Origin of the sequence: Pseudomonas lundensis, from assembly GCF_002269125.1 — a bacterium.
GTDB lineage: Bacteria > Pseudomonadota > Gammaproteobacteria > Pseudomonadales > Pseudomonadaceae > Aquipseudomonas > Aquipseudomonas lundensis_A.
In genome coordinates this window covers 144,572-165,590 of record NZ_NQKI01000003.1, presented here as the reverse complement: position 1 = coordinate 165,590, position 21,019 = coordinate 144,572, and the positions used below count along the sequence as shown (strand labels likewise).

General features: G+C 58.9%; 21 protein-coding genes. 9 read left to right on the top strand and 12 right to left on the bottom strand.

Annotation, left to right across the window (positions count from 1 at the left end; all coding sequences use genetic code 11):
* Positions 1 to 165: 165 nt before the first annotated feature.
* Positions 166 to 1,290 (top strand): methyltransferase, encoded by a 1,125-nt coding sequence (locus CJF39_RS03795; RefSeq protein WP_094992213.1) that lies wholly within the window; start codon positions 166 to 168, stop codon positions 1,288 to 1,290.
* Between the two features lie 165 nt (positions 1,291 to 1,455).
* Here the strand turns inward: CJF39_RS03795 and CJF39_RS03790 are convergent, their stop codons facing one another.
* Genes CJF39_RS03790 through CJF39_RS03780 form a run of 3 tightly spaced genes read right to left on the bottom strand, consistent with a single transcriptional unit; the run spans position 1,456 to position 4,132 of the window.
* Entirely contained in the window at positions 1,456 to 1,623 is a 168-nt protein-coding gene (locus tag CJF39_RS03790; protein ID WP_094992212.1) for a DUF2474 domain-containing protein, read from the bottom strand.
* A gap of 58 nt (positions 1,624 to 1,681) precedes the next feature.
* Positions 1,682 to 2,689: a cytochrome d ubiquinol oxidase subunit II gene (gene cydB, locus CJF39_RS03785; RefSeq protein WP_094992211.1), complete on the bottom strand. Its 1,008-nt coding sequence runs from the start codon at positions 2,687 to 2,689 to the stop codon at positions 1,682 to 1,684.
* A gap of 3 nt (positions 2,690 to 2,692) precedes the next feature.
* The gene (locus CJF39_RS03780; protein ID WP_094992210.1) at positions 2,693 to 4,132 is read right to left on the bottom strand and encodes a cytochrome ubiquinol oxidase subunit I; all 1,440 of its coding nucleotides are present in this window, start codon (positions 4,130 to 4,132) and stop codon (positions 2,693 to 2,695) included.
* A 404-nt stretch (positions 4,133 to 4,536) separates the two neighbouring features.
* Here CJF39_RS03780 and CJF39_RS03775 point away from each other — a divergent pair, with 404 nt between their 5' ends.
* Positions 4,537 to 5,763, top strand: coding sequence for an MFS transporter (locus CJF39_RS03775; protein ID WP_094992234.1), 1,227 nt, complete (start codon positions 4,537 to 4,539; stop codon positions 5,761 to 5,763).
* A gap of 20 nt (positions 5,764 to 5,783) precedes the next feature.
* Here CJF39_RS03775 and CJF39_RS03770 read toward each other — a convergent pair whose 3' ends face one another.
* Positions 5,784 to 6,221: a DUF4879 domain-containing protein gene (locus CJF39_RS03770; protein WP_094992209.1), complete on the bottom strand. Its 438-nt coding sequence runs from the start codon at positions 6,219 to 6,221 to the stop codon at positions 5,784 to 5,786.
* Between the two features lie 211 nt (positions 6,222 to 6,432).
* Here CJF39_RS03770 and CJF39_RS03765 point away from each other — a divergent pair, with 211 nt between their 5' ends.
* Entirely contained in the window at positions 6,433 to 7,728 is a 1,296-nt protein-coding gene (locus CJF39_RS03765; protein WP_094992208.1) for an NCS2 family permease, read from the top strand.
* Positions 7,725 to 8,813: a tRNA (uridine(54)-C5)-methyltransferase TrmA gene (gene trmA, locus CJF39_RS03760; protein ID WP_094992207.1), complete on the top strand. Its 1,089-nt coding sequence runs from the start codon at positions 7,725 to 7,727 to the stop codon at positions 8,811 to 8,813. Before CJF39_RS03765 ends, trmA begins: the two co-directional genes overlap by 4 nt.
* Before the next feature lie 466 nt (positions 8,814 to 9,279).
* On the opposite strand, the gene CJF39_RS03755 is transcribed toward trmA, so the two are convergent.
* A complete protein-coding gene (locus tag CJF39_RS03755) occupies positions 9,280 to 9,606 on the bottom strand; it encodes a hypothetical protein (protein WP_141232162.1) in 327 nt (108 codons plus the stop codon).
* Positions 9,607 to 9,744: 138 nt separating this feature from the next.
* On the opposite strand from CJF39_RS03755, the gene ypfJ reads away from it, so the two are divergent.
* Positions 9,745 to 10,638 carry a KPN_02809 family neutral zinc metallopeptidase gene (gene ypfJ / locus CJF39_RS03750; RefSeq protein ID WP_094992205.1) on the top strand — a complete coding sequence of 298 codons (894 nt, stop codon included), beginning with the start codon at positions 9,745 to 9,747 and terminating at the stop codon, positions 10,636 to 10,638.
* Positions 10,639 to 10,723: 85 nt separating this feature from the next.
* Here ypfJ and CJF39_RS03745 read toward each other — a convergent pair whose 3' ends face one another.
* The 3 genes from CJF39_RS03745 to CJF39_RS03735 all read right to left on the bottom strand — a co-directional run bounded on the left by CJF39_RS03745 (position 10,724) and on the right by CJF39_RS03735 (position 12,856).
* Positions 10,724 to 11,314 (bottom strand): HAD family hydrolase, encoded by a 591-nt coding sequence (locus CJF39_RS03745; protein ID WP_094992204.1) that lies wholly within the window; start codon positions 11,312 to 11,314, stop codon positions 10,724 to 10,726.
* Entirely contained in the window at positions 11,311 to 12,180 is an 870-nt protein-coding gene (locus tag CJF39_RS03740) for an acyl-CoA thioesterase (RefSeq protein ID WP_094992203.1), read from the bottom strand. The genes CJF39_RS03745 and CJF39_RS03740 overlap by 4 nt, the downstream gene beginning before the upstream one ends.
* Positions 12,181 to 12,286: 106 nt before the next feature.
* Positions 12,287 to 12,856 carry a GNAT family N-acetyltransferase gene (locus tag CJF39_RS03735; RefSeq protein ID WP_094992202.1) on the bottom strand — a complete coding sequence of 190 codons (570 nt, stop codon included), beginning with the start codon at positions 12,854 to 12,856 and terminating at the stop codon, positions 12,287 to 12,289.
* Positions 12,857 to 12,947: 91 nt separating this feature from the next.
* Between CJF39_RS03735 and CJF39_RS03730 the strand changes: the two genes are divergently transcribed.
* Positions 12,948 to 13,868 (top strand): histone deacetylase family protein, encoded by a 921-nt coding sequence (locus tag CJF39_RS03730; protein ID WP_094992201.1) that lies wholly within the window; start codon positions 12,948 to 12,950, stop codon positions 13,866 to 13,868.
* A 284-nt stretch (positions 13,869 to 14,152) separates the two neighbouring features.
* Entirely contained in the window at positions 14,153 to 15,394 is a 1,242-nt protein-coding gene (locus tag CJF39_RS03725; protein WP_094992200.1) for a TIGR03862 family flavoprotein, read from the top strand.
* 41 nt (positions 15,395 to 15,435) lie between these two features.
* On the opposite strand, the gene CJF39_RS03720 is transcribed toward CJF39_RS03725, so the two are convergent.
* From CJF39_RS03720 to CJF39_RS03705, 4 genes are all read right to left on the bottom strand, one after another.
* Positions 15,436 to 16,770, bottom strand: coding sequence for a DEAD/DEAH box helicase (locus CJF39_RS03720; RefSeq protein ID WP_094992199.1), 1,335 nt, complete (start codon positions 16,768 to 16,770; stop codon positions 15,436 to 15,438).
* 67 nt (positions 16,771 to 16,837) lie between these two features.
* A complete protein-coding gene (gene yedA, locus CJF39_RS03715; RefSeq protein ID WP_094992198.1) occupies positions 16,838 to 17,728 on the bottom strand; it encodes a drug/metabolite exporter YedA in 891 nt (296 codons plus the stop codon).
* A gap of 124 nt (positions 17,729 to 17,852) precedes the next feature.
* Entirely contained in the window at positions 17,853 to 18,464 is a 612-nt protein-coding gene (locus CJF39_RS03710) for a 3'-5' exonuclease (RefSeq protein WP_094992197.1), read from the bottom strand.
* A 28-nt stretch (positions 18,465 to 18,492) separates the two neighbouring features.
* Positions 18,493 to 18,969, bottom strand: a complete 477-nt coding sequence (locus CJF39_RS03705) for an NYN domain-containing protein (RefSeq protein ID WP_047279101.1) — start codon at positions 18,967 to 18,969, stop codon at positions 18,493 to 18,495.
* Positions 18,970 to 19,177: 208 nt separating this feature from the next.
* Between CJF39_RS03705 and CJF39_RS03700 the strand changes: the two genes are divergently transcribed.
* Complete coding sequence (locus CJF39_RS03700; RefSeq protein WP_094992196.1) at positions 19,178 to 19,837, top strand: YciC family protein; 660 nt, start codon at positions 19,178 to 19,180, stop codon at positions 19,835 to 19,837.
* Between the two features lie 89 nt (positions 19,838 to 19,926).
* Complete coding sequence (locus tag CJF39_RS03695; RefSeq protein WP_094992195.1) at positions 19,927 to 21,009, top strand: endonuclease/exonuclease/phosphatase family protein; 1,083 nt, start codon at positions 19,927 to 19,929, stop codon at positions 21,007 to 21,009.
* Positions 21,010 to 21,019 lie beyond the last annotated feature (10 nt).

The window sequence follows — 21,019 nt, the reverse complement described above, 5'->3', positions numbered from 1 at the left end:
AACCGGCGAGTTGTCTGCATCCAGACCATCACCTGATAAACGCATCAGGTAATCCCCTGCAAAAAAAAGTAAAATCGCGCACACCTGTAAACCCCACGGACTCCAGTGTTGATTCTTGCCCTTCAGGGCAGAGATGCCGCTGTCGATTCCCCAGAGTTTGTCCCAATGCCTGTGCTCGACACCCCGTTCGCCCATCTCCACTTGATCCGCCAGCCTGAACAACAGAATGAGCCGCTACAGGCCTTCGATGCTGCGGACGAGTATTTACTCAATCACCTGGCCGAACAGGGGTTGCCAAAGGGCAGCCGTGTTCTGGTGCTTAACGACAGTTTTGGTGCGCTGGCTATCAGCCTGGTCAGCTCAATGAATGTCACCAGCAGCAGCGACTCGTTCCTGGCCATTCAGGCACTGGAAAAAAACCTCACCCGTAACCAGTTTGCATTCAATGCCGTCACCGTCATTGCGGCGAGTCAGCCACTGATCGGTCCGTTCGATTGCGTAGTGGTCAAAGTGCCTAAAACCCTGGCCCTGCTTGAAGAACAACTGATCCGCTTACAAGGCCAACTGGCGCCGGGCGCCAAGGTAATAGCCGGCGCCATGATCAAGCACCTGCCCCGCGCGGCCGGTGATCTGTTGGAGCGCTACATCGGCCCGGTGCAGGCCTCGCTGGCCGTGAAAAAAGCGCGTCTGTTGAGCGCAACAGTGGAAGACAAAGAGGCTTTCACTTCACCTTATCCGACCCGCTACCGACTGGATGAGCCCGCCATCGAGTTGATTAACCACGCCAACGTTTTCTGCCGCGAAGGACTGGATATCGGCACGCGGGCGTTTCTGCCACACCTGCCAAAAAATCTGGGGGCTGCGCGGGTAGCGGACCTGGGATGTGGCAATGGTGTTCTGGCGATTGCCAGTGCGTTGAGTAATCCGGATGCCCAATACACGTTGGTCGATGAGTCGTTTATGGCTGTGCAATCGGCACGTGAAAACTGGCAGGCAGCATTGGGTGAACGCGAGGTTATCGTGCGTGCTGACGACGGGTTGGCAGGTCAGGCGCCACAATCGCTGGACGTGGTGCTGTGTAACCCGCCCTTCCATCAACAGCAGGTCGTGGGCGACTTTCTGGCATGGCGCATGTTCAATCAGGCCCGTGATGCGCTGGTGGTGGGGGGCGCGCTGTACATCGTCGGCAATCGCCATCTGGGCTACCACAGCAAGCTGGCGAAGCTGTTTAGGGGGGTCGAACAAGTGGCAGCGACCCCAAAGTTCGTGATTCTCAAAGCGCGCAAATAAAAGCACTGTCGTCACTGCCCGGGCGCGTGAGTTTGCGAGGGATCGCGGACCGTACGTGGAGATCCTTGTGCCGCGCCAGGGTCAACAACACCACGTTTTCCACGTCAAAAAAAAACCCGCCGAAGCGGGTTATAAATCCGTGCTGCAAGGCAACGGGATGGGAAGTCAGTGGCTTTTCATGCCGGCCGCCGTCATAAACAGGCGTATCAGCAGGGCAAATACAGCCAGGCTCGCCACACTGGCGGTCCAGATCACCAGCAACCAGCCAATGCGTTGCCACAGCGGCTTCTTCTCGCACTCTTGCACGTCGTTCAGATAATCTTTTCCAGCCATGTTCGGCACTCCTCTGCAAGCAATGGCTGCGACCCTTGGGCCGCAGCGGCACGTGCGACTAGTGGTATCCGTCTTCGTGGGTCACCTTGCCGCGGAACACGTAGTAGCTCCAGTAGGTGTAACCCAGGATGAACGGAATGATGAACAGGGTTCCGACCAGCATGAAGCCCTGACTTTGCGGCGGCGCCGCTGCATCCCAGATCGAAATCGCAGGCGGGACGATGTTTGGCCACAGGCTGATGCCCAGCCCGCTATAACCCAGGAAAATCAGCACCAGGGTCAACAGGAACGGGGCGTAATGCGCATTGCGAGCAATCGCCTTGAGCAACGCATACATGGTTACCAACACCAGAATCGGCACCGGCAAGAACCAGAACAGATTAGGCAACGTGAACCAGCGCGCCGCGATGTCGGAATGCGCCAGCGGTGTCCACAGGCTTACAACCCCCATCAAAACCAGTACAGCCAATGCCAGTGGGCGGCCCAGCTTGTGCATCCGTTCTTGCAGGGAGCCTTCGGTTTTCATGATCAACCACGTGCAACCCAGCAAGGCGTACGCCACGATCAGTGCAATCCCGCAGAACACCGTGAAGGGCGAAAGCCAGTCCAGCCCGCCACCGGCGTATTGGCGATTGACTACCGGGATGCCATCAATGAACGCACCCAGCGCTACACCCTGGAAGAACGTCGCCGCAATAGAGCCGCCGATGAACGCTTTGTCCCAAATATGGCGTTTCTCGGCCCGGGCCTTGAAGCGGAACTCAAAGGCCACACCCCGAAAGATCAAACCGATCAGCATCAGTACCAGCGGCAGGTACAGCGCCGACAGCACCACGGAGTACGCCAGCGGGAAAGCGCCATACAGCGCTGCGCCGCCCAGTACCAGCCAGGTTTCGTTACCGTCCCAGACGGGGGCAACGGTGTTCATCATCACGTCTCGGTCTTTCTCGCCCTGGATGAACGGAAAGAGGATGCCGATGCCGAGATCGAAGCCATCCATGACCACGTACATCATGATCCCGAAGATGATGATGATTGCCCAGATAAGTGGCAGATCAATACCCATGACTCAATTCCCCTTGTTCAGGCTGTCGCTGTAGCCTTCTTCTGTGCCTTCGTCGGCAGCAGACAAAGGACGGGCAGGCGTGCGTTGCTGACCTGGACCACCCGACGGGCGCTCATCCCCTTCATGGGTGACCGGACCTTTGCGCACCAGACGCATCATGTAGCCCAGACCAACACCAAACAGTGAGAAGTAGACCAGCACAAACAGGATCAGGGTGATGCTCATCTGCGTCACGCTGTGATTGGAGGACGCATCAGCAGTGCGCATCAACCCGTAAACAACCCACGGTTGACGACCGATCTCAGTGGTAAACCAGCCTGCCAGAATGGCGATCAGGCCGGACGGTCCCATCCACAACACCAGACGCAAGAACCAGCGGTTCTCGTACAGCGTGCCCCGCTTGCGCAGCCAGAGGCTCCACAGCCCGATGAAGATCATGAGCATCCCCAGCGCGACCATGATGCGGAAGCTGAAGAACACAATGGTCGAGTTCGGACGGTCGGCGGCCGGGTAATCCTTCATCGCCGGGATTTGTTTATCCAGGCTGTGGGTGAGGATCAGGCTGCCCAGGTACGGCACTTCAATCTTGTAATCAGTGGTTTCGGTTTTCATGTTCGGGATGCCGAACAGGATCAGTGGCGTAGGTTCGCCGGGTTTGTTCTCCCAGTGACCTTCAATCGCCGCGATTTTCACAGGCTGATACTTCAGCGTATTCAGGCCATGGGCATCGCCGATAAAGGCTTGCAGCGGAGCAACCACCAGCGCCATCCACATAGCCATGGAGAACATCCGACGTATGGCCGGTGTGTTACGACCGCGCAACAGGTGCCAGGCTGCCGAAGCACCGACGAAGAACGCCGTGGCCACAAATGCGGCCGTCGCCATGTGCGCCAGACGGTACGGGAACGACGGGTTGAAAATCACCGCCAGCCAGTCCACCGGAATCACCCGGCCGTCGATGATCTCGTAGCCCTGTGGGGTTTGCATCCAGCTGTTGGATGCCAGAATCCAGAAGGTCGACACCAGTGTCCCGAGGGCCACCATCGCGGTCGAGAAGAAGTGCATGCCGCGACCCACGCGGTTCCAGCCGAAGAGCATGACGCCCAAAAACCCGGCTTCAAGGAAGAACGCAGTGAGCACTTCATAGGTCAGCAGAGGCCCGGTGACAGACCCTGCGAAGTCGGAAAACTGCGACCAGTTCGTGCCGAACTGATACGCCATGACCACGCCGGAAACCACGCCCATACCAAAGTTGACAGCGAAAATCTTCGACCAAAAGTGATACAGATCGCGGTAGGTATCGTCACGGGTTTTCAGCCACATCCCTTCAAGCACCATCAGGTAACTGGCGAGACCGATGGTAATGGCGGGAAAAATAATGTGGAACGATACGGTAAACGCAAACTGAATTCGGGCGAGATCTAAAGCCTCCAAACCGAACATAAGCCATCCTCTATCAGGTATCAGGTCGTTCAGAACACAGGCACGGCGCCTGTATCCAACTGTCCCGCAGGCCGTGGCACCACGAATCGGCGTTCGCTCTTTCAACCACAACACAAAGGGGATCTGGCCGGCTGGCCACTCCAGATTAAACGTGAGGTGTTTTGATCTGGATCAAGCAATGCTGAAAGAGTAGTCCATTCCTGGCGAGCGGCTAATGTGGTTTGTTGTCGCGTGACAGGATGTCCCAGGCCCCGGAATAGACCTTTGCAAGAAATGCAGGTAATCGTTTTGGAAGGTTTTCGCGCTTGCCGTTTGTCCGCTTTACGGCCCCCTTTTTGCGTCATTACTTGTTACAACTTAATGATAACCTCGCCACCTCCTTTACCCGCAGTGACGGCCGTTTAATGAATCACCCGCCTTTATTACTTCGCCATCACCGTCCGTTTATCGCCTTTTGGTTTGCCCGCATCTTTACTGCCAGTGCATTTCAAATGCTGACCGTGGCCATCGGCTGGAACTTGTATCAGCTCACTGGCAACGTCATGGACCTGGGCTGGGTCGGTCTCATCGAGTTCACTCCGCGTGTGCTGTTTATGTTGCACACCGGGCATGTGGCGGATCGCTATGACCGGCGCAAAGTCGCTGCGCTTTGCCAAACCCTGCAGGGCATGATTGCGCTGACGCTGGCCATCAGCAGTGCAACCGACAACGTCACGCGGGAAATGATTTTTCTCCTGGCGTTCCTGTTGGGCAGCGCCCGCTCCTTTGAAATGCCCAGCACACAAGCGCTGCTGCCCTCCATCGTGCCCGCCAGCCTGTTCCCCCGCGCGGTGGCGGCGGCACAGGCCGCGCAACAATCGGCCACCATTATTGCCCCGGCGTTTGGCGGTTTGCTCTACGCCTTTGGCAGTGTCTGGGTGTATGGCCCTGCCGTCGCGCTGTACTTCATTGCTGCGCTGTTGATGAGCAACTTGCCTGCACGGCAAGCGGCATTGAACAAAGGCAAAGCCACGTTGGACTCACTGCTGGGGGGCATTCGCTTTATCCGCCGTCACCCGGATGTGCTGGGCGCGATATCGCTGGACTTATTTGCCGTGCTGCTGGGCGGCGCGACGGCGCTGTTGCCGGTATTTGCCAAAGACATCCTGCTTACCGGGCCGTGGGGCTTGGGCATGCTGCGATCGGCACCGGCAGTCGGTGCGCTGCTGATGTCCCTGTGGCTGGCCCGTTTCCCGGTGGAGCGCAAGGTCGGGCGCATCATGTTTACAGCCGTGGGCGTGTTCGGCGTCGCAACCATCGCTTTCGGGCTGTCGACATCGTTCTGGTTCTCAATGGCAGTACTCGTCGTGCTTGGCGCGGCGGACATGATCAGCATGGTGATTCGCGCATCGTTTGTGCAACTGCAAACCCCGGATGAAATGCGCGGTCGCGTAAGCGCGGTCAATGGCCTGTTTATCGGCGCGTCTAACCAACTGGGCGAGTTCGAGTCAGGCGCAACGGCTCATTGGTTGGGCACCGTGCCAGCGGTGGTGCTGGGCGGCCTCGGAACGCTGGTCGTCACCGGGCTGTGGATAAAACTGTTCCCCGGGTTGGCCAGGCGCGACCGGATGCTAGAAGAAAAAGCCCTGTAGTCGCTACCGATTGGGAGCAGCTACTTTATATAGAGGCGTGCACTCAGCCGGTTGTGCGGTGGCACCAGCGAGGTGTTAGTAAACTCGAACCACCCGCCATCGGTGTTACGAAACGTGAAGGTATAGAGGTAACCCACTGTGGTGCCTGCACCATTACAGGTCACAAGCCCCTCACCCCGGTTACACACCGGTGTGCGCGTGCCATCTACCTCATGCCCATTGAAGGTTACCCACGGCTGGTTACTGCCATAACCCCGCTCCAGCACATGCACCTTGATAGTGTCGCCATGGTGCGCTCTACGGGTTTTCTCATTACCACGCACCTCCTCTGTCGCGCCCGTCTTAGACACCACCTGCAAAACTTCGAGCGCACTCAAGGGCAGCGCGGGTGCCGCATTGAGGCCTGCGCTGAGGAACAGGCTCAAACAAGCCAAAACAGATTTGATAGTGCGTGTCATAAGCCCCCCGAAAAACTGGCACACAGTATGCCTGTCACCTAGACGTTACAAAACATCGCCGCTCACCCAAACCAAAGCAGCCATACGCTGAAGCTGCTGGTATGATGCGCGGCTTTTTCCGACAGACAGAAAAACTTCAGGCGTTACAAGTCTGTGCTTTGCTGTTGAAAACGATTTAATGACGGCGCCTGGGGGCGCCACGGGGACTGGCATGCTGGAAAGGCTGTTTCAACTCAAGGCACACAACACCAACGTGCGTACCGAGATCCTTGCGGGGATCACCACGTTTCTGGCAATGGCCTATATCCTGTTCGTAAACCCGAGCATCCTCGGCGAAACCGGCATGGATAAAGGCGCAGTGTTTGTCGCAACCTGCCTGGCGGCCGCCATCGGTTCGGCAATCATGGGCATCATCGCCAACTACCCGATTGCGCTGGCTCCGGGCATGGGCCTGAACGCCTTCTTCACCTACACCGTGGTCCTGCACATGGGTCACACCTGGCAAGTTGCGCTGGGTGCCGTCTTCATTTCCGCCGTATTGTTCTTCCTGCTGTCGATTTTTCGCATCCGCGAATGGATCATCAACAGCATTCCGCTGCCCCTGCGCTCAGCGATTGCCGCCGGTATCGGCCTGTTTTTGGCGCTGATCGCACTGGGTAACGCCGGCATCGTGGTGGCCAACCAGGCCACACTGGTCGGCATGGGCGACCTGACTCAACCAAAAGTCATCCTGGCTTCGCTGGGCTTTGCCGTGATCGTGGCGCTGGAAGCCATGAAAGTTCGGGGCGCAGTGCTGATCGGCATTCTGGGCGTGACCGTCGCCTCTATCCTGATGGGCGTGACCGCGTTCGGTGGTGTGATGTCGATGCCGCCTTCGCTGGCCCCAACCTTCCTGCAACTGGACATCAAAGGCGCGCTGGACATCGGCCTGATCAGCGTGATCTTTGCGTTCCTGTTCGTTGACCTGTTTGACAACTCGGGCACCCTGATCGGGGTTGCCAAGCGTGCAGGCCTGATGGGCAAAGACGGCCATATGCCGAAAATGGGCCGTGCCCTGATTGCTGACAGCACCGCGGCCATGGCCGGTTCGTTGCTGGGTACCTCCACCACCACCAGCTACATCGAATCGGCTGCTGGCGTGAGCGCTGGGGGCCGTACCGGTCTGACCGCCATCGTGGTCGGCATCATGTTCTTGCTGGCACTGTTCTTCTCGCCCTTGGCCGCCAGCGTACCGGCATTCGCCACCGCGCCAGCCCTGATGTTCGTGGCCGTGCTGATGATGAGCGGCCTGGCCGAGATCGAATGGGACGACGTGACCGTTGCCGCGCCCGTGGTCATTACCGCGCTGGCCATGCCGTTCACGTATTCCATCGCCAACGGTATCGCCTTCGGCTTCATTTCCTGGACAGTGATCAAGTTGCTGTCGGGCCGCGCCCGTGAGCTGAATGCGCCATTAATCATTCTGTCGGTCTTGTTCGTGGTCAAATTGGGTTGGTTTAACGCATGAGTGCCTTGCCGTTAGATTCTGCAACGTACGCCGTAGAGCTGGAGGCCAAGGCCAACCGTCTGCGCGAGTTGCTGGCGCCGTTCGACGCGCCGGAACCTCAAGTCTTCGACTCGCCGATGACACACTTTCGTCTGCGCGCCGAGTTCCGCCTGTGGCGCGAAGCCGGCGAGCGTCACTACGCGATGTTTTCCCCGGAAGACAAACGCACGCCGATCCTGATCGAAGATTTTCCGATTGCCAGCCTGCGGATCAATCAGTTGATGCCGCAGCTCAAGGCCGCCTGGAAAGCCAGCTCCGCGTTGAGCCACAAGCTGTTTCAGGTGGAGTTCCAGACCACCCTCGCAGGCGATGCGATGGTCACGTTGTGCTACCACCGCCCGCTGGATGAGCACTGGCAACAGGCAGCCGAACAGCTGGCTCAAGACCTCGACATCAGCGTGATTGGCCGTTCCAAAGGCAAGCGTGTCGTGATCGGGCGCGATCATGTGGTGGAAAAACTGGAGGTGGCAGGTCGCACCTTCAGTTATCAACAGCCTGAAGGCGCGTTCACCCAGCCTAACGGCACGGTGAACCAAAAGATGCTCAATTGGGCCTACGAGGCGCTCGGCGAGCGTTCGGATGACTTGCTGGAGCTGTATTGCGGCAACGGCAACTTCACCTTGCCGCTGGCCACCCGTGTGCGCAAAGTGCTGGCCACTGAAATCAGCAAGACCTCAGTGTATGCCGCGCTCAACAACCTCAGCGACAACGCTGTGGATAACGTCACGCTGGTCAGGTTGTCGGCTGAAGAGTTGACCGAGGCGCTGAATGAAGTGCGTCCGTTCCGGCGTTTGCAGGGCATTGACCTGAAAAGCTACGACTTTGGCAGTGTGTTCGTTGACCCGCCCCGTGCTGGCATGGACCCGGACACCTGCGAACTGACCCGACGCTTCGACAACATTCTGTATATCTCGTGTAACCCGCTGACCCTGGCCGAGAACATCGCCCAACTGCACGACACCCACCGCATCGAGCGTTGCGCGGTGTTTGACCAATTCCCGTGGACCCACCACATGGAATCCGGTGTGCTGCTGGTTCGCCGATAAGCGGCTGTAAAAAACCTCGGGGCTCTTGAGCGACTACACAAGCTCACCTGTCGTCGCTCAAGAGCCCCGAGGCTGTAATCGGACGCGAAGCGTTCGTAAAACCTTCCCCCTGCCCCGGCACTCCGCCGAGTACGCTTTTTAACGTCGCTTGCACCCTGCGCTCGGGGACTCCACTGCCACTTCTTACGGCCAAACCCTAACCGCCCAGCACCGCCCACCGCTGTTCGGGGCCTTGGTTATTCTCTGGTTAAGCGTCAGCAGTGACGTCTTTCTTGACGCTTCGCAGCAAGCCTTTCGTCAATACGCAGGAAAATACTGAGGCATGCGTCTGAAGACACTGCGTGACATAGGCCAACGATCTAGAACGATACGTCTGCAATAAGCCGTCAGAAATTTCAATTCAGCGTGAAGCTGCAACGGAGGCCAGTCCCTCAATCACGTTGAGACGACCAATGCCCTGACCCCGTCAGGGCAGCGTGAAAAGCGTCTGCTTCAGGGCTTGCGCTGTTTTCCGACCTTTGCATGGGGTTCCATGCCTTGCCCGTTCATCCTCGGCTTCTACCAGGGTTTCTTGGCTTGCCGCATCTGTTGCCCGGCGTGCCGCAAAGGAAACAGAGTGAGTTGTCGATTTGAGCTTTTCGTCCATGCTCAACCTTAGGCAGGTCACTTCCCCGAGGAACAAGCCGCTGAGATCCATCCCCGAAAAACCGGCTCCCTGGAGCATGAAGGAAAGCGGCCCCCTTTTAGTTTTTCTCAAGAATGTTTTTCGATTGACCCTCAGGGTGACTGCCATCTATCTGAACTTATCACTGCGGCGTCATAGCACTAAGTGCCACACTCCGCGGTCTGTGCAAGAGCGTCTGACAGCCGGGCTGGCGCAGCCCTCCGTCAGCAACAACACTTATGAAAACGATTGATAGAGGAAACCTCCATGCTTTGGAAAAAAGGCCGGCGTAGCGACAACGTGGAAGACGTGCGCGATCAAAGTACCGGAGGCGGCGGCGGGATGCGCATCGGGGGCGGTAAAGGCTTGAGCCTGATGGCCGTTGTGGTCATCGTCGGTTTCGGCTTGCTGACCGGGCAGGACCCCCTGCAAATTCTCGGGCAGTTGAGCGGCCAGTTGACGGAGCAATCATCGCCGCAGGTCTCGCAACAAACAGGCCATGCGCCGCCTGCCAACGATCAACAAGCCGAGTTCGTGCGTGCCGTGCTGGGCGACACCGAAGACACATGGCGTCAGGTCTTTCAGCAGTCTGGCCGCACCTATAAAGACCCGACCCTGGTGTTGTTCAGTGGTCAGATCAACTCGGCGTGCGGCTCTGCCTCCTCCGCCAGCGGACCTTTTTACTGCCCAGCCGACCAGAAAGTCTACCTGGACATGAGCTTTTTCCAGGAGATGGCTCAGCGCTTTCAAGCCGCAGGGGATTTTGCCCAGGCGTATGTGATTGCCCATGAAGTGGGCCATCACGTGCAAACGTTGTTGGGCGTATCGTCGAAAATGCAAATGGCCCGTCAGCAAGGCAAACCCATGAAAGGCGATGGCGGTTTGCTGGTACGTCAGGAATTACAAGCGGACTGTCTGGCAGGCGTGTGGGCCAGCATTGCGCAAAAACGCTTGAACTGGCTGGAGCCGGGTGACATTGAGGAAGCGCTGAACGCGGCAAACGCCATTGGTGATGACCGTTTGCAGCAACAAGGCCAAGGGCGCGTAGTGCCAGACTCCTTTACCCACGGTACTTCGGCGCAACGGGTGAAGTGGTTCAAGACCGGTTTCGCGCATGGCGACATTAATCAGTGCGACACCTTTTCCGCACCGAGCCTGTAACGGTTTTAAAAATATCGCAACCCGCAAAGCCGCTGACAAGTAGCGGCTATCGGGCTGCGCATGTGACACGTGAGACTGGCCGAGGTCAGGCCAACAAACGCCGCAGTTCAAAACAATCCCTGGCGTGCCAGTCGGCCAGACCGGGCCACGGGTTTTCAGGGACGTTGACCAGCACAGTCTTGCTGCCAGCAGCACGCCCGCACTCAAGGTCAAAACGGAAATCCCCTACCATCACCATCTGCGCAGGCTCAACGTTCCACGCTTTGGCCAGTTTCAGCAGGCCATCGGGGTCGGGTTTGTGCGCTGCGTTGTCACGCCCCAACACGTCTTGAGCCGCGAAACATTGCTCAAGACCGATAGCCTTGAGGGTGATGCGCGCCAGTTCCTGTGCGTTGCGGGTCAACACGCCTAAACGCACGCCGCGCTCGACGAGATCGAGAACCAACTCGACCGCGCCAGGGGCCGCTTTCGAGGCCAGCGCCAGCTCACGCTCGTGCTCCAGCAGCCAGGCGTGCTTTTCGGCCGATTCGGCGGGCGGCAAACCGGCGAGGTGAGTAAGGATGTCTTCATCGTCCGGGATACACAGTTCGCGATGAATCAGTTGGAAGTCATGCACCGCCACGGTTAGCGTGCCGTCCATGTCAAACACCCAATGCTTTACATCTTTTAGCGTCATGCCCAGTCCTTGCGATGGCGAATTAAACCTTCCTGAGTGACCGATGCCACCAACTGCCCGGCGCGGTTATACACGCTGCCGCGGGAGAAGCCCCGGGAGTTGCCTGCCCAAGGGCTGTCCATGGCATACAGCAACCAGTCGTCAGCACGCAGGTCTGCGTGGAACCACAGGGCGTGGTCGAGGCTGGCCACTTGCATGTCTTTTTGCCACACGCCTTTGCCATGAGGCAGCAGCGAGGTGGTCAGCAAGCCGAAGTCCGAGGCGTAAGCCAGCAGGTACTTATGCAGCGCGGGGGTATCGGCCAGCGCGCCGTCGGCCCGAAACCAGACGTACTTGATCGGGTCGCAGACCTTGGGGTTGAACGGGTCTTCCCCCACCACCGGACGGAATTCGATGGGTTTGGCACACAGCAGTTTTTCGCGCATGGCCTCAGGAATCAGGTGCGCGCGCTGACGGATCAGCTCCAGCTCGGAGGGCAGATTCTCAGGGCCGACCACCTGGGGCATCGGAATCTGATGCTCGAATCCGCCTTCATCGTACTGAAACGACGCGCTGCAGGTAAAAATCGGCTGGCCCTTCTGGATCGCCGTCACCCTGCGCGTGCTGAAGCTGCCGCCATCGCGCACCCGGTCGACCTGATACACCACGGCCAGTCCGGCATCGCCGGGCCGCAGGAAGTAACCATGCATCGAATGCACGTGCCGGGCGTCTTCAACCGTCTGGCTCATGGCGGACAACGATTGGCCGAGCACCTGACCGCCGAACAACTGGCGAAAGCCCAAGTCCTGACTGCGGCCGCGAAAGAGGTTCTCTTCGATCGGTTCCAGGGTCAGCAAATTGACCAGATCATCCAACACTTGGCTCATTCAGTTTTTCCTCACACAGAGCAATACCGGCGCAATCTTCGCTGCGACGGTCAAACAAAATTCGGCACTCGCCGCCTAACCTACAACTTGAAAGTCATTTGCCTGCTTATCCGTGCAGTGTTTCCAACCATTGCGCCCGACTGATCCGATACAGCACGTGGGGCCTCAATGCATGCCCCTCCGGGAGCTTCGGGTGTTCAAAATCTCCCGCCAGGTCACGCTGCATACCGATGGCCTGCATCACTTTTTGCGAAGGCAAATTGGCCTCGGTGGTAAAAGACACCACTTGATCCAGCGCCAGTCGGTCAAACGCGCAGCGCAACACTGCCCAGGCGGCTTCACTGGCGTAGCCCAACCCCCAATGTTCGGGCGCCAGGCGCCAGCCAATCTCGACAGCCGGCGTGAACGGTGCATCGAACCCGACGTTCCATAAACCGGTAAAGCCGATAAACGCACCCGTGTCTTTACGCTCCAGTGCCCACAGCCCGTAACCATATTCAGCAAAGTGACCGCGAATACGGCCAATCATGGCAGCACTTTCGAGGCGAGTAAGCAGCCCCGGAAAATACCGCATGACCTGGGGATCGGCGCACATGGCAGCGAACTCTGCCAGATCCGTGTCGCGCCAGGGACGCAAGCGCAGACGGGCACTTTCGAGCTCCTGAATTTGCTCCATCAAACCCCTCCGATTGATGACCGGGCTTTTCATCTGTCGGGCAGTGTACCGCGCTGTTAAGATCCGGCGCTCGTTCCGACGTGAAATCCCCATGCCTTTACCGCTGATTTATCACGATGACTACAGCCCGGCGTTCCCGCCCGAGCATCGTTTCCCAATGGATAAATTCCGCCTGCTGCGCGACCACCTGGTGGAAACCGGGCTGACCCGGGACACCGACCTGCTTCGCCCCGAGCTATGCCCTGTGGATATCCTCGCCCTCGCCCATGATCCGGCGTACATCGAGCGCTACATGGCGGGCGAGCTGGCGCGTGAAGATCAGCGTCGTCTGGGCCTGCCCTGGAGCGAAGCCCTGGCGCGGCGCACGATTCGCGCAGTCGGCGGCTCCTTGCTCGCCGCGGAACAGGCATTGAGCCACGGCTTGGCCTGCCACTTGGCCGGTGGCACCCATCACGCGCACTACGATCACCCTGCGGGCTTTTGCATCTTCAATGATCTGGCAGTCATCAGCCGTTATTTGCTGGAAAGCGGGCGCGTAAGTCGCGTGCTGATTTTTGACTGCGACGTGCACCAAGGTGATGGCACGGCCCGCATTCTGGAATCTACGCCAGAGGCGGTTACTGTTTCGCTGCACTGCGAAAAGAACTTTCCGGCGCGCAAGGCGCAAAGCGACTGGGACATTGGCCTGCCCATGGGTATGGGCGATGCGGCCTATTTACAAGTAGTGGATGAAGCGCTGAATTACTTATTGCCGCTGTACCAGCCGGACTTGGTGTTGTACGACGCCGGGGTCGATGTCCACCAGGATGACGCGTTGGGGTATTTGAAACTGACTGACGCAGGCCTCGCGGCGCGTGACGAAGCCGTCCTGCGCCATTGTCTGGGCCGTGACATACCGGTGGTCGGGGTAATCGGCGGTGGCTACAGCAAAGACCGTAAAGCGCTCGCGCGCCGCCATGGGATTTTGCATCACAGCGCGCACAGCGTCTGGCGCTCAATGGGCTGCGATTAATTACCCACAATGCCTGTGGAGCTGCTTGTGGATAACCTGAGTGAAAGCCCTTGCAGCCCATACAGAACGGGGCCTGCAAGGCGCTGTATGTTTTTCATACAGATCCAGTCGCCACAGGCTAAAACCGCTGCCGGGCCGCTCTGCACCGGGCGCGTGAGCCGTGACGTCGCGGTGGGTATTTAACGCAACGTGACGGCCGATCGCGGCCTCATGCCTGGGCAGCGACTACGGGTTTGCGCAGTCAGGTAGAATGCGCCGCTTATTTCGCCGATTTGCAGCTTGCCATGACTGACGCCATCACTTCCCTTCCCCCTCATGTTGCCATTATTGGCGGTGGCCCGGCGGGCCTTATGGCCGCAGAAGTGCTGAGTCAGGCGGGTGTGCGCGTTGATGTGTACGACGCCATGCCGTCGGTTGGGCGCAAGTTTTTACTGGCCGGGGTCGGGGGCATGAACATCACCCATTCCGAAGCGTACCCTGCCTTTCTTTCACGCTATGCCGAACGGGCGCCACAGATTGCGCCACTGTTGCGTGCCTTTGATGCCGATGCGCTGTGCCGGTGGATTCACGGGCTAGGGATCGAGACCTTCGTTGGCAGCTCGGGCCGGGTGTTCCCCACCGACATGAAAGCCGCGCCGCTTTTACGCGCCTGGCTCAAGCGTTTGCGCGAGTCCGGTGTCGTTATCCACACCCGCCATCGCTGGTTAGGCTGGCTGCCCGATGGCGCATTGCGCGTCGACAGCCCGGAAGGTGAAAAACACATCACCCCCGACGCAACGGTTTTGGCACTGGGAGGCGGCAGTTGGGCGCGGCTCGGGTCCGATGGGGCGTGGATGCCGCTGCTGGCTGAGCGCGGTGTCGCGCTGGCGCCGCTGCAACCCAGCAACTGCGGGTTTGAGGTGGCAGGTTGGAGCGAGGTATTGCGCAACAAATTCGCCGGTGCGCCGCTGAAAAATATCGCCCTCGCACTGGAGCATCACAGCCCGCGTTTGGGTGAATGCGTGATCACGGCCAGTGGTATAGAAGGCAGCCTGATTTACGCGTGGTCGGCACCGATTCGAGAAGCGATCAACCAGCAAGGGGCAGCCACGGTTCTGATCGACCTGTTACCGGGCAAGGCTGTGGATAACGTGGAAAAGGCGCTGGCCAAACCGCGCGGCTCACGCTCGATGAGCAAGCATCTGCACAGCCAGCTCGGGCTGGACGGAGTAAAAGCAGCGCTGCTGCGCGAATTGGCCCCCGCCGAATGTTTCACGAACCCTGCCCAACTGGCGCGTGCGATCAAAGCGCTGCCATTGCAACTGATCACGCCACGTCCGCTGGACGAGGCCATCAGCAGCGCAGGCGGCGTACCCTTTGAGGCGCTGGACGAGCATTTGATGCTCAAACAGTTGCCGGGGGTGTTCTGCGCAGGCGAGATGCTGGACTGGGAAGCGCCCACTGGCGGCTATTTGCTCACCGGCTGTTTCGCCAGTGGCCGCGCCGCCGGGTTGGGGGTATTAAGCTGGTTGCACCATCAGGCCTGAATTAAACCGCTACCCGGCAGCCCGAGGTAGCGGTTAAAACCTTACTTGCGTTTGCGCGGGCCCGTATTGAACACGGGTACTTTACGCACAGGCTTGACCGTCGGTTCGGCCGGGGCCACTTCACCGCTATCGACCCATTTGCCCAGGTTACGCTTACCGCCACCGCCTGAGGTTTTCGGCTTTTTAGGCTTCTTCGGCTTTTTGATCACCTGACCCGAGGCATCCGTTTCGGGCACGCGGTGCTCAGGCTCGAAGTCCTGCTCTTCATGACGCGCCAAGGTCTGGCGAGTCAGCATCTCAATGGCCGAGAGCATGTTCACTTCATCGGCACACACCAGCGAAATCGCCTCGCCCTTCTGACCGGCGCGGCCGGTACGGCCAATGCGATGGATGTAGTCTTCGGCCACGATCGGCAGGTCGAAGTTGACCACCAGCGGCAGGTCTTCGATGTCCAGACCACGGGCCGCCACGTCGGTGGCCACAAGAATCTGCACTTCACTGGCCTTGAAGCGATCCAGCGCCCGTTGACGCGTTGCCTGCGGTTTATCGCCATGGATGCCGTCAGCGTTGATGCCCAGCGCTTGCAGTTTGCCCACCAGGTCATCCACGCCATTGCGGGTTTTGGCAAACACCAGCACCTGCTTCCAGCGCTGGGTGCGCAGCAAATGCAGGAACAGCTCGGCTTTGCGTTTCTTGTCGACCGGGATCACCCATTGCTTGACGCTGCTGGCCGCAACGTTACGCGGGCTGACTTCAATGCTCAGCGGGTTATCGAGCATTTGCTCGCCCAGCGCCCGGATCGCATCCGAGAACGTGGCCGAGAACAACAGGGTCTGACGCTTTTTTGGCAAGGCGCGGTAGATGTCACGCAGTTCTTCGCTGAAGCCCAGATCGAGCATGCGATCGGCTTCGTCCAGAATCAGGGTTTGCAGCTGGTTGAACTTGATCGCTTTCTGGCGATACAGATCAAGCAACCGACCCGGCGTGGCCACCAACACATCAACACCTTTGCGCATTTTCATCATTTGCGGGTTGATGCTGACGCCGCCATACACCGCGTAGGTGCTCAGGGGCAGGTGTTCGGCGTACTGGCGAATGCTTTCGTGAACCTGTTCGGCCAACTCACGGGTCGGCACCAGCACCAGCGCACGCACGGCGTTACTGGCGACTTTCGGGCCTTCCATGGTCAACGACTGCAAGAGCGGCAGGGCAAAGCCACCGGTTTTACCGGTGCCGGTCTGGGCGGCGGCCATCAGGTCGCGCCCCGCCAGCACGGCGGGAATGGCTTGTGCCTGAACCGGGGTCGGGGTCTGGTAGCCGAGCGTCTCAAGGGCGCGCAGCAAGGGTTCGATCAGGCCAAGGGAGGCGAATGTCATGGGGATACCGTCGAAAAAGGTCAGCGCGTGGGTGAATACGTTGCAATGGCGCGCAGTTTACCCTAATTCAGACGGGTTTCTGCTTGCGCCACTGCGGCAACCCGATCAACACCACAGCGCTGATGATGACCGCCATCGCCAGGCACTCTTCGAAACCGATGGTCTCGCCCGCAAAGGCGATGCCGAGCATCACCGCCACAGCCGGGTTGACATAGGCGTAGCTGGTGGCCGCTGCCGGACGTACGTTTTTGAGCAAATACATGTAAGCACTGAAGGCGATGATCGAGCCGAAAAACACCAGGTACAGTAAGGCGCCCCACCCGGCAGCCGTCGGCATATGGGTCAGACGTTCCCCACTCACCAGGCTGCCAATGAGCAACACAGCGCCGGCAGTGAGCATTTCTGCAGCGCTGGCCATTGGCCCCGCAGGAAGAGGCAAATGGCGGCTCCAGACCGAACCAAACGCCCATGCCGCCGCTGCGAATAAAATCATCGCCGCCCCCAGCGGACTGGCTTGCAGGTTGGAGCCGAGGTTGAGCATGGCAATACCGATCAACCCGAGCACGATCCCGGCCCATTCCAGCCGGGTATTGCGTGCCCCCCAAAAATAGCCGAACAGCAAGGTGAACAGCGGCACAGTGGCCACGGCTAACGCTGCCACCCCTGAGGCCACGCCCGAATGCTCAGCCAGCGTCACGCCACCATTGCCGCAAGCCAACAGCAAAAAGCCGATCATTGCTGCCGAACGCCACTGTACCCACGTTGGGCGTGGGGATCCGCGCCAGCGCATGAACGCATACATCAAGCTGCCCGCCACGAGGAAACGCACCCCGGCCATCATCAATGGCGGCCAGGACTCAATGCCAATACGGATCACCAGATAGGTCGAACCCCAGATCACATACAACGCGAAAAAAGCACCGATCAATTGCAACGGGAAACGACGTGCGGCAGGCATGGTTCAGCTCAAAGGCAAAGGCAGGGGACCTGGGAGTCTAGACAAGTGGCGGGTGGAGCAGAAGTAACAGAATGCATGAAAAGTGGCCGTACACTTTTACCGTTTTGCAGCCGCAGGCTGACAATCAGAAACCGCGGTAACGCTTGAGGTGGTCATTGATCTTGGCGGCCGGCACTTTTTGCAGGCTGCACAGCAAATCGTGATTCAGCTCACGCAGACCGTGGTGTTCGCGCAGTTGCCGGGCCAGATGTGCGGTCAGGTTGGCGGCCATTTCGGCGTCGGCCATCGCCCGGTGCGCCTTGCCGGTGTGAGGCAGGTCGGCAAACGTGGTCAGCGTACCAAGCTTGTGATTGGGCGCGGCGGGCATCAAACGCCGCGCCAACAGCAGCGAGCAGGCAAAGTTCTGCAAGCGGGTACGCTTGATGCGGCCCATCTCGAAGTCCCAGAATTTTTGGTCGAACGCGGCGTTATGCGCCAGCAACGGGGTAATGCCGACGAATTCGTTGACCTCGTTCATCACCTGTTCGGCCGATGGCGCGGTGCGCAACATGACGTTGCTGATACCCGTCAACTGCTCGATGAAACCCGGCACGCGCACGCCTGCATTCATCAGGCTCTGGTAACGGTCGACAATGCGGCCCTGTTCCAGAATCACCACAGCGATTTCAGTGGCCCGGCACGTGCTGCTCGGGGAAATGCCAGTGGTTTCAAAGTCGATGACGGCGATACGTTCCAAACGGGGTCAATCCTGTAAAAAATGAGCGTTACTTGAGCAGCAAATTGCCTTCAATCGGCACGTAGCGCGTGGCCGCGCGGATCAAGGAGTTGGCGGTCAGGCCCGGCACGCCGTAAGCCACGGTTTCGACCCCGTGCTTGCTGGCAATGCGCTCGAGCAGCAGGTCGAAATCGCCATCGCCCGAGGCCAGTACCACTTCATCCACATTGGCCGCGGCGTCCATGATGTCGATGGTGATGCCCACGTCCCAGTCGCCTTTGGCCGAGCCATCACTGCGCTGGATATAAGGCTTGAGCTTCACCGTGAAACCGAGGTTGCGCAAAATTTGCTGAAACTGCTGCTGTTTGCTGTCACCACGGTCGATGGCGTACGCATAGGCTTCAACAATCTCACCGCGTTGGCTGATATCGGCCCACAGGGCGGCGTAATTGAAATGGCAGCCATACGCCTGGCGAACCGTGTAATAGAGGTTCTGCACATCTGCAAAGACTGCAATTTTTTTCACCGGGGACACCTCAAGGCGTCCAGGCAAATGGGCGCACGACTGAAAACAAGGGGGGCAGTATGCCAGCCCGCGTAAGGTTTGCGTGGATAAACCGCCCGCCGCGCCCGATACCGCCTGCGTCTTACAGCAACTTAAACACTTGCATTTGCTTGATGCCGGGCTTGATCGGTTAAAGTGGCGCACCGCTTTTGAATGCTGATACCGAACCATGAATCCGCTGACTGTTATTCGCGACTCCCTGTACTTCTTCCAGCGCAACCTGGGCCAGATTGCGACGCTGTGCTTGCCGCTGGTGATTCTTGAAGCCGTGCTGCAACAACTCGTCGACCATGCCACAGGGCCGGATGCGTCACCCGGCTACGGGTTGGTCGTCGGCTTGCTGGTGTACCCCATCTACACCGCGGCCCTGATCCTGTTTCTCGACGCGCGTAGCCGTGGCGAAAGCCCGCGCAACCGTGACCTGCTGGCCAGAGCGTTGCAGCTGTGGCCAAAGTTCGCGTTGCTGGCGGCCATCAGCACCCTGCTCATCGTGCTGGGGCTGTCGATGTTCTTTGTGCCCGGGATCTACCTGACCGTAGTGTTTGCCTTTGCCGAATACCAACTGGTCCTGCGCGACGAACCGCCGCTGGCCGCCTTGAAGTCGAGTTTTGAACTGAGCCGGGGCCACTTCTGGCGCATCTTCGTGTGCATTCTGGCGGTACTCGGACCCTTGATGCTGCTCAAGGAAACAGGGTTTTCGGTGTACCCGCGGGCCGAAAATCCGGTGTTGTCATTGGTGCTCGAAAGCATCAACAGCTTCTTGCAGTTGTTTTTATCGGTGGTCCTCTTCCGTTTATTTATGCTGATTCGAGAAACTTCCGACAAGTAATAGAAGGTTCACCTACAACTTAGACGGTGGGATGCCGCGCATGGGGCGCGTATGCTCTGCCTTCTCTGCAACCTTTATAAGCCGAGTCCATGTCACGTCTTTTGCGTAATACCGTAGTGGGTTTCTTGCTGACAGCAGCGCTGTTGGCATGCCTGATCTACAGCCTGACGTGGCGTCCGGAGGCCAAAGAGGTACTGACTGTCAGTTGCCCCGCCAATGCGCCGGTGCTGGTGCCCGGTCAGGCGCTCAAGGTCATGACCTGGAACGTGCAATACCTGGCGGGCAAGCGTTATGTATTTTGGTACAACCTGAGCGACGGCAGCGGGCCGGATACCCGGCCCAACCGCGAAGACATGGCTTTCAGCCTGGATCAGGTGGCGCGCATCATCCGCGATGAAAAGCCCGATCTGGTCTTGCTGCAAGAGGTCGACCAAAACGCCAAGGCCAGTGCCTATCAGGATCAGTTAAAACTGTTGCAGGAACGCCTGATCGACCTTTACCCCTGCAGCGCGCAAGCGTTCACCTGGAAAGCCGACTTCGTCCCCGACCGGCATATTTTCGGCAGTGTCGGGCGCACCCTGGTGACGCTGAGCCGCTTCCAGATCGAACACGCCGAACGCGTGCAATTACCGGTGGCCGAGGCCAATTTCGTCAGCCGCCAGTTTCAACCCAAACCCGCCCTGCTCGTCAGCTACCTGCCCCTGAACGATGGCGGGCAATTGGTGGCCATCAATACCCAACTCGACCGCCCGACGCAGAACAACAGTAACCTGCTTCGACAAATGCAAGCGACCGCTGCGGTGGTGGACAAGTTTGAGGGGTATGGCACCCCTTGGCTGATCGGCGGGGACTTCAACTTGCTGCCTATCGGCCAATTCCTGCGCCTGCCAGCCGAATTGCGCACAGGTTACTCGCCTGACAGCGAGCTGCATTTGCTGTGGGAAAAGTACCCAATGATTCCCAGCAACCCTGAAGCGACCGGCATCGACCGCGAACTGTGGCTCACGCACTTCCCGAACAATCCGCGTGTCGAGGAGCCCGACCGTACCCTCGACTACCTGTTTTACAGCCCGAAACTCAAACGCATCGAGGGCTACGTGCGGCAGGAAGACACGCTCACCCTCTCCGACCACTTGCCAGTTACAGGCCGCTTTTTGCTGCCGCTGGATTGAATCGAGGCCC

Coding starts and splice junctions, on each gene's coding strand:
- CJF39_RS03795 (WP_094992213.1), top strand. CDS start 166: ATGCCTGTGCTCGACACCCCGTTCGCCCATCTCCACTTGATCCGCCAG.
- CJF39_RS03790 (WP_094992212.1), bottom strand. CDS start 1,623: ATGGCTGGAAAAGATTATCTGAACGACGTGCAAGAGTGCGAGAAGAAG.
- cydB (WP_094992211.1), bottom strand. CDS start 2,689: ATGGGTATTGATCTGCCACTTATCTGGGCAATCATCATCATCTTCGGG.
- CJF39_RS03780 (WP_094992210.1), bottom strand. CDS start 4,132: ATGTTCGGTTTGGAGGCTTTAGATCTCGCCCGAATTCAGTTTGCGTTT.
- CJF39_RS03775 (WP_094992234.1), top strand. CDS start 4,537: ATGAATCACCCGCCTTTATTACTTCGCCATCACCGTCCGTTTATCGCC.
- CJF39_RS03770 (WP_094992209.1), bottom strand. CDS start 6,221: ATGACACGCACTATCAAATCTGTTTTGGCTTGTTTGAGCCTGTTCCTC.
- CJF39_RS03765 (WP_094992208.1), top strand. CDS start 6,433: ATGCTGGAAAGGCTGTTTCAACTCAAGGCACACAACACCAACGTGCGT.
- trmA (WP_094992207.1), top strand. CDS start 7,725: ATGAGTGCCTTGCCGTTAGATTCTGCAACGTACGCCGTAGAGCTGGAG.
- CJF39_RS03755 (WP_141232162.1), bottom strand. CDS start 9,606: ATGGCAGTCACCCTGAGGGTCAATCGAAAAACATTCTTGAGAAAAACT.
- ypfJ (WP_094992205.1), top strand. CDS start 9,745: ATGCTTTGGAAAAAAGGCCGGCGTAGCGACAACGTGGAAGACGTGCGC.
- CJF39_RS03745 (WP_094992204.1), bottom strand. CDS start 11,314: ATGACGCTAAAAGATGTAAAGCATTGGGTGTTTGACATGGACGGCACG.
- CJF39_RS03740 (WP_094992203.1), bottom strand. CDS start 12,180: ATGAGCCAAGTGTTGGATGATCTGGTCAATTTGCTGACCCTGGAACCG.
- CJF39_RS03735 (WP_094992202.1), bottom strand. CDS start 12,856: ATGGAGCAAATTCAGGAGCTCGAAAGTGCCCGTCTGCGCTTGCGTCCC.
- CJF39_RS03730 (WP_094992201.1), top strand. CDS start 12,948: ATGCCTTTACCGCTGATTTATCACGATGACTACAGCCCGGCGTTCCCG.
- CJF39_RS03725 (WP_094992200.1), top strand. CDS start 14,153: ATGACTGACGCCATCACTTCCCTTCCCCCTCATGTTGCCATTATTGGC.
- CJF39_RS03720 (WP_094992199.1), bottom strand. CDS start 16,770: ATGACATTCGCCTCCCTTGGCCTGATCGAACCCTTGCTGCGCGCCCTT.
- yedA (WP_094992198.1), bottom strand. CDS start 17,728: ATGCCTGCCGCACGTCGTTTCCCGTTGCAATTGATCGGTGCTTTTTTC.
- CJF39_RS03700 (WP_094992196.1), top strand. CDS start 19,178: ATGAATCCGCTGACTGTTATTCGCGACTCCCTGTACTTCTTCCAGCGC.
- CJF39_RS03695 (WP_094992195.1), top strand. CDS start 19,927: ATGTCACGTCTTTTGCGTAATACCGTAGTGGGTTTCTTGCTGACAGCA.